11 protein-coding genes are annotated in these 11,730 nt (G+C 62.5%); 6 read left to right on the top strand and 5 right to left on the bottom strand.

Going from position 1 to position 11,730, the window contains the following annotated elements:
- Window positions 1–153 precede the first annotated feature (153 nt).
- Together BHC62_RS24175 and BHC62_RS24170 are read right to left on the bottom strand one after the other, a co-directional pair.
- Window positions 154–684 carry a PadR family transcriptional regulator gene (locus tag BHC62_RS24175; protein WP_070996411.1) on the bottom strand — a complete coding sequence of 177 codons (531 nt, stop codon included), beginning with the start codon at window positions 682–684 and terminating at the stop codon, window positions 154–156.
- Entirely contained in the window at window positions 660–1,589 is a 930-nt protein-coding gene (locus tag BHC62_RS24170) for a LysR family transcriptional regulator (RefSeq protein ID WP_070996410.1), read from the bottom strand. Before BHC62_RS24170 ends, BHC62_RS24175 begins: the two co-directional genes overlap by 25 nt.
- A gap of 117 nt (window positions 1,590–1,706) precedes the next feature.
- On the opposite strand from BHC62_RS24170, the gene BHC62_RS24165 reads away from it, so the two are divergent.
- From BHC62_RS24165 to BHC62_RS24155, 3 genes are all read left to right on the top strand, one after another.
- Window positions 1,707–2,507: an oxepin-CoA hydrolase, alternative type gene (locus BHC62_RS24165; RefSeq protein ID WP_070996409.1), complete on the top strand. Its 801-nt coding sequence runs from the start codon at window positions 1,707–1,709 to the stop codon at window positions 2,505–2,507.
- A 129-nt stretch (window positions 2,508–2,636) separates the two neighbouring features.
- Entirely contained in the window at window positions 2,637–4,322 is a 1,686-nt protein-coding gene (locus tag BHC62_RS24160; protein ID WP_029299048.1) for a long-chain-fatty-acid--CoA ligase, read from the top strand.
- A 3-nt stretch (window positions 4,323–4,325) separates the two neighbouring features.
- Window positions 4,326–5,510 (top strand): acetyl-CoA C-acyltransferase, encoded by a 1,185-nt coding sequence (locus BHC62_RS24155; RefSeq protein WP_070996408.1) that lies wholly within the window; start codon window positions 4,326–4,328, stop codon window positions 5,508–5,510.
- A 274-nt stretch (window positions 5,511–5,784) separates the two neighbouring features.
- Here the strand turns inward: BHC62_RS24155 and BHC62_RS24150 are convergent, their stop codons facing one another.
- Window positions 5,785–6,987 carry a 3-oxoadipyl-CoA thiolase gene (locus BHC62_RS24150; protein WP_070996407.1) on the bottom strand — a complete coding sequence of 401 codons (1,203 nt, stop codon included), beginning with the start codon at window positions 6,985–6,987 and terminating at the stop codon, window positions 5,785–5,787.
- A 2-nt stretch (window positions 6,988–6,989) separates the two neighbouring features.
- On the bottom strand, window positions 6,990–8,522 hold the full coding sequence (locus tag BHC62_RS24145; RefSeq protein ID WP_070996406.1) for a 3-hydroxyacyl-CoA dehydrogenase: 1,533 nt from the start codon (window positions 8,520–8,522) through the stop codon (window positions 6,990–6,992).
- A gap of 161 nt (window positions 8,523–8,683) precedes the next feature.
- Between BHC62_RS24145 and BHC62_RS24140 the strand changes: the two genes are divergently transcribed.
- The 3 genes from BHC62_RS24140 to BHC62_RS24130 all read left to right on the top strand — a co-directional run bounded on the left by BHC62_RS24140 (window position 8,684) and on the right by BHC62_RS24130 (window position 11,368).
- The gene (locus BHC62_RS24140; protein ID WP_070996405.1) at window positions 8,684–9,112 is read left to right on the top strand and encodes a PaaI family thioesterase; all 429 of its coding nucleotides are present in this window, start codon (window positions 8,684–8,686) and stop codon (window positions 9,110–9,112) included.
- Window positions 9,109–10,440, top strand: coding sequence for a hypothetical protein (locus tag BHC62_RS24135; protein ID WP_256324418.1), 1,332 nt, complete (start codon window positions 9,109–9,111; stop codon window positions 10,438–10,440). Before BHC62_RS24140 ends, BHC62_RS24135 begins: the two co-directional genes overlap by 4 nt.
- Before the next feature lie 139 nt (window positions 10,441–10,579).
- Complete coding sequence (locus tag BHC62_RS24130) at window positions 10,580–11,368, top strand: IclR family transcriptional regulator (RefSeq protein WP_029299054.1); 789 nt, start codon at window positions 10,580–10,582, stop codon at window positions 11,366–11,368.
- 49 nt (window positions 11,369–11,417) lie between these two features.
- Here the strand turns inward: BHC62_RS24130 and BHC62_RS24125 are convergent.
- The coding region (locus tag BHC62_RS24125; protein ID WP_218124036.1) for an FAD-binding protein at window positions 11,418–11,730 on the bottom strand (313 nt) is incomplete at its 5' end.

Raw genomic sequence — 11,730 nt, 5'->3', positions numbered from 1 at the left:
GGTGCCTGTGTTGCCGCTATCGCAGCCTCGCTGAAGCTCGACAGCTCCCACAGGGATTGGCGCTGGGGCGGGGATTTCAGTCTGGGTGGAGATCAAGGGCTCGACAGCTCCTACAGGGATTGGCGGTGGGTCGGAGTCGAACCCTGCCTGGCCTCACGCCTCAATCAATGGCAATAACTCGTCCGCCCAGGCCAGCCAGCTTTCTTCGAGCATGATTCCGCGCCGCAGCACCACGTATTGCAGGCGCTGTGCGTGGGTCAACGACGCAGACGAAAAGTCGCGCTGCTCAATCTGCCGATATGTCTCAAGCATGGCCTGGTGTTGCTTGAACAGGCGCAGCACTTCCTCACGCAGGCCCAACGGCCCGATGACCGCCTCGGCACGTAGCTTGATCAGCAGTGCCTGGCTCTGGTCCCCCGACTCTTGCGGCTCGCTCGCCCAACGCTGCAACTCTTCGCGCCCCGCAGGTAGCACCTGGTAGATTTTTTTGCGCCGCTTGTCGGCCTCGGGACAGTCCTGCGCCATGAGCCAGCCGGCTGTGACCATGCGCCCCAGCTCACGATAGATCTGCTGATGGGTGGCCTGCCAGAAGTAACCAATGGAGCGATCAAACCGGTTGGCCAGCTCATACCCCGTCGAGGGTTTTTCCAGGAGTGAGGTCAGGAGTGCGTGTTGGATGGACATGGGGCGCAGTCTATCTCCGTGGTTCTGGAGCGGGCGAGCATGAAGTCGATGAACGTCGATGTCGCGCGAGTGTGGTGGTGGTCGGGCATGTAGAGCATATACATGTTGGTGCCGAAGATGCTCAGACGCCAGGCGTCCAGTGCGGTCACCAGCGTGCCCTGGCGTACGTCGTCCTGCACCAGGTAGTCCGGCACCAGCCCTACACCCAGCCCGGCCAATACGGCTTGGCGCAGGAACAGAAAGTTCTCTGAAATCAGGGTGGGCTCCAGCAGTACCTCATGGCGCTCATCGTCCAGGTACGCAGCAACGCGCAATTGTCGGCCGACCACCGCCGCGGTAATCAGCGGTGCGGTGCGCAAGTCGCTCAGTTGTCCGGGCACGCCATGTTCCCGGGCATAGGCCGCCGAGACGCAAGCCACGTAGCGCAACACGCCCATGTCCCGAGCCACCAGGTTTTGCGGCGGCTCGGACATGACCCGTACTGCGATATCCACTTCATCGCGCATCAGGTCTTCGACGCGATTTTCGAACATCACATCCAGCACGATCCCCGGGTACAGCCGCTTGAAGTCCAGCAGCCAATCGGCCATCACCCACTGCCCGTAACCGCTGGGCACACTCACCCGAACCCTGCCCTGCAAGCTCTGGCCCAGCGATGAGACCGACTCTTGCGCCGCCAGCAGTTCATTGCGAATGGCCCGCCCGTGCTCATACAGGCGCAGGCCGATCTCGGTCGGCTCAATGCGGCGCGTCGTGCGCCGCACCAGTTGCAAACCGATCGACTGCTCCAGGCGGCTGAGGTGGTAGCTGATATTGGCCCGGCTGACTTTAAGTCGCCGTGCGGCCTCGCTGAGGTTGCCTGCATCGATGATTTCGACCAGCAAGGTAAGCGACTTGAGGTCCATGGGGATCACTGTCAAAGAATTTTGAACAGCCTGTCAATCAGGGCTGTGATTGTCAATGAAGCTTTGCCTTCCGATAATCCTTGGGATAACCAGCCACTGAGCACAACAGGTGAAACCATGGGTGAACCGATTCTTGTGGGGCGTGAAGGTGCTGTCCTCGTGCTGTCCAATAACAACCCCGCCACACGTAATGCACTCACGCCCGAGTTCTATGCAGCATTGCCCCAGGCCCTGGCCCAGGCCGAGGCAGACCCGTCGATTGGCGCCGTGGTGCTGACCGGGGTTGGCGGCCATTTCTGCGCCGGCGGCGATCTGCATCGGCTGGCATTGCGTCGGGCCATGACGCCAGCGGAGCGCCGGGTCAATCTTGAAGGCCTGCATGACCTGATCCGCGCGCTCCAAAATTGCAGCAAGCCGGTGATTGCCGCCGTCGAAGGCGCCGCCGCCGGCGCCGGCCTATCGATTGCGTTGGCTTGCGACATGCTGGTCGTGGCGCGTAACGCGGCGTTTTCGGTGGCCTACGTCAAGGTTGGCCTCACGCCCGATGGTGGTGCCACGGCGTTCCTCGCCGAGTTTGTTTCGCGCCAGGTACTGACGCAACTGTGCCTGACAGGTGAGCGTATCAGCGGTGAACGCTTGCATGCCTTGGGCGCGGTCAATGCGCTGACCGAACCCGGTGACGCGCTCCCGACAGCCATCACCCTGGCAACCCGGATTGCCGCTGGCCCCCAGCGTGCAATGGCACGCATCAAGACCCTGTGCCGCCAGGCCAGCCGCACGACCCTGGAACAACAGTTGGAGCTGGAGGCCAACCATATGGTGGTGTCCATGGGGGACGATGAAGCTGCCGAAGGGATTGCCGCATTCTTTGACAAACGCCCCGCAGACTTCAACGGCTTACGAATAACCGATCAATAGTTCCGCATAGCGAAACACGATTCCATATATTTGACATACAGCCGTATTGCGTGCAAATCTCCAGCGAGATGGCACCGCCATACCGCCCGCATATCGATTAACCCAGACTCATAACAATAGGGTTTTAGAATGTTCAACCGTCACCTGCCCCATTGGCCGGAGGGTGCGCCCCACCACCTGACACTGCCGGATACCAGCCTGTTCTGTAACCTGGAAATCTCTGCCCGGCGTTATCCGCAAAAGACCGCGATCATCTACTACGACACCCTCATCACCTACGCCCAGTTGCTCGATGAGGTCGAGCGGCTGGCCGGGTATTTCCAATCCCAGGGGGTCAAGCGCGGCGACCGAGTCCTGTTGTTCATGCAGAACTCGCCGCAGTTCATCATCACCTACTACGCCGCGCTGCGCGCCGATGCCATGGTGGTACCGCTCAACCCCATGAGCCGCGCCAGCGAGCTGGAACACTACCTGCACGATACTGACGGCGAGATCGTCGTCTGCGCCCAGGATCTCGCGCCGTTTGTCACGCCGCTGCTCGGCCGCTTCAAGCTGCGCCACGTATTGACCACGGCCTACTCCGAGTACCTGCGTACACCCACCGACCTGCCCCTGCCGCCCGAGTTGCTGGCCCCGGTTGAAACGGCAACGTTGCCGGGTGTGACACGCTGGCAGGCCGCCCTCGATTGCGGGCAACGCCCCGGCCCCCACCTGAGTGACGCCGACGATCACTGCGTGATGCCTTATAGCTCAGGCACAACCGGCGTACCCAAGGGCTGCCTGCATACCCATGGGTCGGTGATGGCGACAACGGTGCACCGCCAAGCCTGGACCAACCGCAATTGCGAAGACGTGGTGCTGACCACCCTGCCGCTGTTCCATGTCGCCGGTATGCAATCGTCGATGAACGGGCCGATTTTCAGTGGCGCCTGTGTGGTGGTCATGACCCGCTGGAACCGTGAAGTCGCCGCACAGTTGATGCAGCGATATCGCGTCAGCAACTGGTCCAATATCGTCACCATGGCCGTGGATTTCCTGACCCAGGACGGGCTCGACCGCTATGACCTGTCGAGCCTCAACTACATTGGCGGCGGCGGCGCGGCGATGCCCGGCCCGGTCAAGGACAAGCTCAAGCAGTTGCTGGGCCTGGACTACATCGAAGGTTACGGCATGACCGAAACCATGGCCGCGACCCATATGAACCCCAAGGCGCGCAGCAAATCCCAATGCCTGGGCATTCCGGCGTTCGACGTCGACTCGCGCGTGATCGACAGCACCACCGGCCTGGAGCTGGCGCCCCACGAGGTGGGCGAAATTGTCTGCCGGGGCCCGCAGGTGTTCAAAGGCTACTGGCGACTCCCGCAGGACACCGAAAAAGCCTTTATCGAACTGGAAGGTAAACGCTTCCTACGCACCGGCGACCTCGGCTACTACGATGAAGACGGCTACTTCTTCATGGTCGACCGCATCAAACGCATGATCAACGCCTCCGGCTACAAGGTCTGGCCTTCGGAAGTCGAAAGCCTGATGTACCGCCATCCGGCGATCAAGCAGTGCTGCGTCATCTCCTCCCCCGACGCACGCCGAGGGGAAGCGGTCAAAGCCCTGGTGACCCTGCACCCCGGACAACAGGACACCACGGCCAGCGACATCATCGAGTGGTGCAAGGCCAACATGTCGGCCTACAAAGTCCCCGTCACCATTGAGTTTCGCGAGCACCTGCCGCAATCCGGTGCCGGCAAACTGCTCTGGCGCCAATTGCAGGATGAAGAATGGGCCGCCCACACCCCCTCCGTTACTGGCACAGGAAGCTGATTGATGTCTGACGCCGTTATTGTCTCCACCGCGCGTACCGCCCTGGGCAAATCCTACCGGGGCGCCCTGAACAACACCCACAGCATCGACCTGGCCGGGCATGTGATCCAACAGGCCGTGGCCCGTGCCGGGATTGATCCAGGGCTGATTGAGGATGTGATCCTCGGCGCGACGTTCCAGGAAGGCGCCCAGGGCAAGAACATGGCACGCCTGGCGGCCATCCGTGGCGGGTTGCCTACCACCACCGCGGGTTTGTCGATCAACCGCTTTTGCAGCTCGGGGCTGCAAGCCATCGCCCTCGCGGCACAACGTATCGTGTCGGAAAAAGTCCCGGCGATGATCGCCGGCGGCGTGGAATCCATCAGCCTGCTGCAAAACGACAAGCTCAATACCTATCGCAGTCAGAACCCATGGCTGCTGGAGCACAAACCCGAGCTTTACCTGTCGATGATTGAAACCGCCGACATCGTTGCCCATCGCTACAACATCAGCCGCGAGGCCCAGGACGAATACGCCCTGCTCAGCCAGCAGCGCACCGCCGCGGCCCAGGCCGCCGGTTTGTTTGATGCCGAGATTGTTCCTTTCACCACGCACATGCTGGTCAAGGACAAACACAGCGGCGAGGTCAGCGAGCAGCCCGTCACCCTCACCCAAGACGAATGCAACCGCCCCTCCACCACCCTGCAAAACCTGGCCCTGTTGGAGCCGGTGCGCGGAGCCGGGCAATTCATCACGGCGGGCAATGCCAGCCAATTGTCCGATGGGGCATCGGTGTGCCTGGTCATGGACAGCCTCTACGCCGAACGCAATAACCTCGAGCCGCTGGGGATATTCCGGGGTTTTGCCGTGGCCGGCTGCGAGCCGGACGAAATGGGCATTGGCCCGGTCTATGCCATCCCGCGCCTGCTCAAGCGCAACGGGCTGAAGATCGACGATATCGACCTGTGGGAGCTCAACGAAGCCTTCGCTTCGCAGGTGATCTACTGCCGGGAAAAGCTTGGCATTCCCTTGGAGAAGATGAATGTCAACGGCGGCTCCATCTCCATCGGCCACCCTTATGGCGTCACCGGCTCACGCCTGACCGGCCATGCCCTGATCGAAGGCAAACGGCGCGGCGCCCGATATGTGGTGGTGACCATGTGCATCGGCGGCGGGCAAGGCGCTGCCGGGTTGTTCGAGGTGGTCTGACGCAGAACCAGCGTGCGACGCTGCATCTGTGTGGGAGCTTGCTCGCGAAAGCGGTGGGTCAGTCAGAATCTATTTTTCTGACCCGCCGCCTTCGCGGGCAAGCCCGCTCCCACAGGGGATCTGTGCCAGGCGCAGAGTCTTTGGCCACCCATCACATGGGGGAGCTGGATTGCCTGGGCTACACAACTTTCAAAAACTGACGACTCACCCTGTGGCAAGCGGCGTTCCGACAAGCCCGCTCGCCACAACAAGTCCGCATTTGCATGCGGTGGTTTCAGTCAAACCGTTCGATCACGCAGGCAATGCCCTGGCCAATCCCGATGCATAGGCTCACCAATGCGTAGCGCCCTTGTTGGCGCTCCAGGCTGCGCAAGGCGGTCAGGGCCAAGCGGGCACCGGAGGCGCCCAGCGGGTGGCCGATGGCGATGGCACCGCCCTGGGCATTCAAGCGTGGGTCGTCGAAGGCCAGGCCCAACTCCTTGGCGCACCCCAGTACCTGGGTGGCGAAGGCTTCGTTGATTTCAATCACGTCCATATCCGCCAGGCTCAGCCCGGCACGCGCCAAGACTTTGCGAATCGCCGGTACCGGCCCCAGGCCCATCACCCGTGGTGCGACCCCCGCGACCGCACCGGCCACGATCCGTGCTCGTGGCTTGAGCCCGTGACGCTCACCGATAGCGCGGTTGCCCATAATCAGCGCCGCCGCGCCATCGTTGATCCCCGAGGCATTACCCGCCGTGACCACGCCGCCCTCGAACAGCGCGCCCAGACGGGCGAGCGCTGGCTCGTCGGTGCTCGGCCGTGGGTGCTCATCGGCGACCACCGCCTTGGGCGGCAACTTGCGCCCCTGGGGCACCAGGACCTGCAGCAGTTCCTCCTCGTAAAAACCCTCGGCCAGCGCCTTGGCATACAACGCCTGGCTGCGCGCCGCGAACGCATCACTGTCGCCACGGCTGATACCCAGATCGTGCGCAATGTTATCGGCGGTCTGCGGCATGCTGTCGGCGCCGAATTCGGCCTCGATCCGCGGGTTGGGAAAACGCGCACCGATGCTGCTGTCAAAAACCTGGAACGCCCGGGAGAAGGCCGCCTCGCTCTTGCCGACAACAAACGGTGCACGGCTCATGCTCTCGGTGCCGCCGGCGATAAACAGCTGGCCTTCATCGCACCGGATCATCCGATTCACATCCAGCACCGCCGCCAGCCCCGAGCCGCACAAGCGGTTGACCGTCAAGCCACCGGTGGTCAATGGCAAACCCGCGAGCAATGCCGCATTGCGGGCGACGTTGCGCGCATCTTCACCGGCCTGGCAGGCACAGCCCGCCACGACGTCTTCGTAGTCCTCGGCAGCGAACGGGCTACGCGCCACCAGGGCGCGGATGACCTCACCCAGCAAGTCATCGGGGCGCACGCTGGCCAAGGCGCCGGCGCTGCGGCCAAAAGGTGTACGCAGGCCATCATAGATATAAGCAGACATGGTTATTGCTCCTGCACGGCAGAGGGTTGATCGGGAGTTTGCAGGCTCAGGCCCAACTGGACCCGGCGACGCAGCCAGGGGCTGGGACGGTAGCGCGGCTCCTCATAGCAGCCTTGAATGCCACGCAGCACCGCGAGGATTTTGTCGGCGCCATAGAACTCGGCGAAGGCCAGTGGGCCGCGCGGATAACCCAGCGCCAGCATCACCGCGCGGTCGAGGGTGGCCGGGGTGGCGATGCCGCGCTGGACGATTTCCGCTCCCAGGTTGGCCACGCTTGCCACTACCCGCTGGATGATGAAACCGGGTGAGTCATTGATCACTTCCACCGGTACCCCGTTGCTGCCCAAGGCCTGAACCGACTGGGCTTCGAATGCCGGGTCCAGCGCAGGCTGGCGCATCAGCACCAGGCGTTTGGAGAAGTCGCAGAAGGTGTCCAGGGCCAGGGTGCGCTCGGCGGGCAACCCCTGGCGCGCGATCACGCTGCTGGCATCTTCCCCCAGCGGGGTGATCAGGCAGATCGCATTGGCCGAGGGTTGAGCGGCCTCTTCGAGCATCGCCCCACCGGCGCCGAGCAAAGCCGCCACTTCACCCCTCACCTGCGCATCCTGGCTGTCGAGCCAGAAGCTGCGGTCAACCGACACATGCGCGCGTTGGGGCTGCGGCGAACGCAGTTGCTGACCATCGACATAGCGGTAAAAGCCCTGCCCATCACTCTTGCGCCCCAGCAAACCTGCGGCCACCCGCTGGGCCGCCAGGTAAGACGGGGTATAACGCGGATCACCATAAAACTGCGCGTAGATCGACTCCATCACGCCATGGGAGATGTCCAGGCCGGTGAGGTCAAAAAGCTCGAACGGCCCCATGCGAAACCCCGGGCCATCGCGCAAGATGCGGTCGATCTGCTCGAAATCGGCAATGTTCTCGCCAAGGATACGCAACGCTTCAGTGCCATAGGCACGACCGGCATGATTGACCAGAAAGCCCGGCGTATCTGGGGTCTGAGCCGCAAAGTGACCAGCCGCCTCGGCCAGCGCACACAGGCGCTCCACCACCTGCACCTGGGTACGTTCACCGCGCACTACCTCGACGATCTTCATCAGCGGTACGGGGTTGAAGAAGTGAAAACCGGCAACCCGCTCGGGGTGTTGGCATCCGCTGGCGATCTGCGTGACGGACAGCGACGACGTGTTGGTAGCCAATACCGCGCTCGGCGCAACGATGGCTTCCAACTGGCGAAACAGCCCTTGCTTGGCCTCCAGGTTCTCGACGATGGCTTCGATCAACAGATCGCAACCGGCCAAGGCTTCCAGGCTCGCAGCAGGCTGCATGCGCGCCAGCGTCTGCGCCAACTGCTCGGGGCTGAGCTTGCCCTTGGCCACCTGGCGCTCCAACAGGTCCTTGTTAAAGCTCAGCGCCTGTTCGACCGCTTCAGGGCGCACGTCATACAGCAGCACCTCACAGCCTGAGGTTGCAAACACTTGAACAATGCCACGGCCCATGGCGCCGCTGCCAATCACACCGATACGTGAAAACATGGTTTCTCCGATTTTATGTTTCGCTGTGCAGAACCTAATTCCGTATTGACTAGAATACTAATTATTGTCAGGCTCAACTTCAATCTAAAAAAGGCTCTTTGCGGAACATACCGTGCATAGCAAGTGCCGCCGTTCACCCCATAACAAAAAGAGAACACACCATGACCGTCTCACCACCCGCCGACCTGCAAGGCCTGTTCAGTGGATTCGCCGCGTACCTGGGCCTTGATCTGGTTGAATACGGCCAGGCGCAAACCGTCATCGCGCTGCAGGTGCGCCCCGAGCATCTCAACCAGGCCGGCAACCTGCACGGCGGTGTGATTGCCGCCATGGCCGACGCGGCGCTGGGCATGTGCGGCACCTGGAACATCGACCCGGACCTGTGGCGCTTGTCCCTGACCCTGTCACTGAACATCAACTACATGGCTCCCGCCCCCGCAGGCAGTCGGGTTCGGGTCATCGCCCGGGTCCGGGGCGGCGGGCCGAAAATCTACATGGCCGCGTGTGATGTGCTCGATGCCGAGGACCACCTGTTGGCCAGCGCCGAAGGTGTGTTCAAGCGTAGCCGCCTGCGCCGCCTGCCCGCGTGAAGCTGACACGCCTGCTGCCACTGGCCCTGCTCTGCGAACTGGTTGCCCTGGGCACGCGTACCAGTGCGTTCAGCCTGATCGCGGCGCTGCTGTTCGGATTGTTTTTTATCCGCCACTGGCAGTCGCTCATGCCCTACCCTCGGCGCCTGGGCCTGGCGACGCTAGTGTTGCTCGCGATCTGGCTGGTCAAGGCCCCGCTGGATCTGCCCGCCGTCCAGCGCATGAGCAGCGCTGGCGCCTATTACGCAGCGTTCATTGGTGGATTGGGGCTGATGGGCTGCCTGGTCAAGCGCCTGCCGGCACTGCGGGAGGTGCATCGTTTTCTGTTGCGTGGACCACGTTCGCTGCTCTATCCGCGCTATCTGCTGGCCGCATTGGGGCTGGGGTCAATCCTCAGTTTCGGCATGCTCAACCTGATGTGCTCGACCCTGCACAGCTACCTGCAGCCGTTTGCGCCGGATCATCCGGGCCGGCGTGATGGCCAGCGCGGCGTGCTGACCGCTGCCATTCGCGGTTTTGCCCTGGTGCCGTTGGTTGCGCCGACCAGTATTGTCGTGGCGATCATCACCCGTGAAGTACCGAGCCTGGCCTGGGCCGACCTGCTGCCTTACGGGGTGATCGCCACGGTGCTGCTCATGCTCATTGGCGCACGCACGGAAAACCGCCACTTGCAGACCCTGGTCGACGAATCACCCGAAATCCCCGCCGCGTCTCTCAACCCGCTGGCGCTCGGCACCGCCGTGGGCATTGGTGCGATTGTGGCGCTGGCCAGCCTGAGTTGGCTGAACATCACCCAGGCATCGCTGATGGTGGTGCCGCTACTGGTCAGCGGCTGGCTGTTCCTCGAAAGCCCGCGCAAGGCCTACGACGAATTGGCCGAGCATCTGGCGGGCATGCGTAATGAGATTTTTATATTTGGCTGTTCGGCGCTGTTCGGTGCGCTGTTCAATCAACTGGTTTCCCTGGAGCAGGTGGTGCCGTTGCTCGGTGGCTCCTCTCAGGTTTTCTGGGTGCAATGCATGGCGCTGCTGGGTGTGGTCGGGCTCGCCCTGGTTGGCATTGCGCCGATTATCACCCTGAGCATTTGTGCCGGCTTGCTGGCCCAATTGCAGGTGGCCGGCGTCAACCCACTGGGGCCTGCCGTCAGCCTGGTCTGCGCGTTTTCCCTGGCGATGCTGCTCTCGCCCTTTGGGCCTGCGGTGCTGATCCTGGCGCGCACGGCTGGCACCTCGGCGTGGACGATTGTCCTCACCTGGAATGGCCGTTTCGCGCTGATCGCCATTCCGGTGTTGCTGGCCCTGTCGTGGGTCGTGCAATGGTTCCACTAGCGGAACAGGATTCCGCTATGCTGCCACTTTGCGCGACTATATAAGTCGTTGCATTGAAATCGCGACGGTTACTGCCCACACTGCCGGGCATTATCGACTAACCTCTTCCACTGCCTGTCCGCTGCCCACACGAGCCTCCATGACTGAAGAAATCGAAACGCCCGAGAACGAACCCAAGGACCGGAAATTCGTCGAAGCCCTGAGTCGCGGTCTCGAAGTGCTGCGCGCGTTCACCCACGGCAACGTCACCCGTGGCAACCAGGACATTGCGCGGATTACCGGCCTGCCCAAGCCCACGGTTTCGCGCCTGACCTACACCCTGACGCAGCTTGGCTACCTGAGCTACAACCAGGACGTGGAAAAGTACCAACTGGACTCGGGGGTGCTGGCCCTGGGTTACGCCTACGTCAACAACCTGCGGGTACGCCAGCTGGGCAAGCCGCTGATGGACGAGTTCGCACGGCGTACCAACACCACCGTTGGCCTCACCTGCCGCGATCGCCTGTCGATGATCTACGTGGAAAGCTGCCGCCCACCCGACGTCGCCAGCCTGCGTATGGAAGCCGGTGTGCGCCTGCCGTTGAGCACCACTGCCGCAGGTCGCGCCTACCTAGCCGCCACGCCGGAAAACGAGCGGGCGCATCTGATCGGCGAAATAGCCAAGAAAGCCGGTGACGAATGGCCGGCCCTGGAGATCTCGTTGAACGAGTCGTTCCGCGAGTATGAAGAGTTCGGTTTTTGCCTGTCCCTCGGCGAGTGGGACCGCAACGTCAACGCCGCAGGCGTTCCGCTGCGCCTGGCAGACGGCAGCATCATGGCCCTGACCTGTGGCGCGCCGAAGTTCCAGCTGCCTACCGACACCCTGCAAAGCTCCCTGGCGCATCAACTGGTGATGTTGGCCAGGGACATCGAAAGCCTGGGCGCCTGATCGCCATTGCTCATGCAGGCGCGCAACTGATCGCGCCTGCATGAGCCATCTACAGGCTAGCGCTCAACTCGGGAACCGCCTCGAACAAGTCCGCCACCAGGCCGTAATCAGCCACCTGGAAGATCGGTGCTTCTTCGTCCTTGTTGATCGCAACGATCACTTTGGAATCCTTCATACCGGCCAAATGCTGGATCGCGCCGGAGATGCCGACGGCGATGTACAGCTGTGGCGCCACGATCTTGCCGGTCTGGCCGACCTGCATATCGTTGGGTACGAAGCCTGCGTCGACCGCCGCGCGCGAAGCGCCGACTGCCGCGCCCAGCTTGTCGGCCAGGGCGTACAGGTGCTTGAAGTTGTCACCG

This window comes from Pseudomonas sp. 06C 126, assembly GCF_001855215.1.
Lineage (GTDB): Bacteria > Pseudomonadota > Gammaproteobacteria > Pseudomonadales > Pseudomonadaceae > Aquipseudomonas > Aquipseudomonas proteolytica.
This window is presented reverse-complemented; position numbering and strand designations above follow the sequence as displayed.

Bases quoted from the DNA above. Each gene is read 5' to 3' on its own strand.
- BHC62_RS24175 (WP_070996411.1), bottom strand. From the start codon at position 684: ATGTCCATCCAACACGCACTCCTGACCTCACTCCTGGAAAAACCCTCG.
- BHC62_RS24170 (WP_070996410.1), bottom strand. From the start codon at position 1,589: ATGGACCTCAAGTCGCTTACCTTGCTGGTCGAAATCATCGATGCAGGC.
- BHC62_RS24165 (WP_070996409.1), top strand. From the start codon at position 1,707: ATGGGTGAACCGATTCTTGTGGGGCGTGAAGGTGCTGTCCTCGTGCTG.
- BHC62_RS24160 (WP_029299048.1), top strand. From the start codon at position 2,637: ATGTTCAACCGTCACCTGCCCCATTGGCCGGAGGGTGCGCCCCACCAC.
- BHC62_RS24155 (WP_070996408.1), top strand. From the start codon at position 4,326: ATGTCTGACGCCGTTATTGTCTCCACCGCGCGTACCGCCCTGGGCAAA.
- BHC62_RS24150 (WP_070996407.1), bottom strand. From the start codon at position 6,987: ATGTCTGCTTATATCTATGATGGCCTGCGTACACCTTTTGGCCGCAGC.
- BHC62_RS24145 (WP_070996406.1), bottom strand. From the start codon at position 8,522: ATGTTTTCACGTATCGGTGTGATTGGCAGCGGCGCCATGGGCCGTGGC.
- BHC62_RS24140 (WP_070996405.1), top strand. From the start codon at position 8,684: ATGACCGTCTCACCACCCGCCGACCTGCAAGGCCTGTTCAGTGGATTC.
- BHC62_RS24130 (WP_029299054.1), top strand. From the start codon at position 10,580: ATGACTGAAGAAATCGAAACGCCCGAGAACGAACCCAAGGACCGGAAA.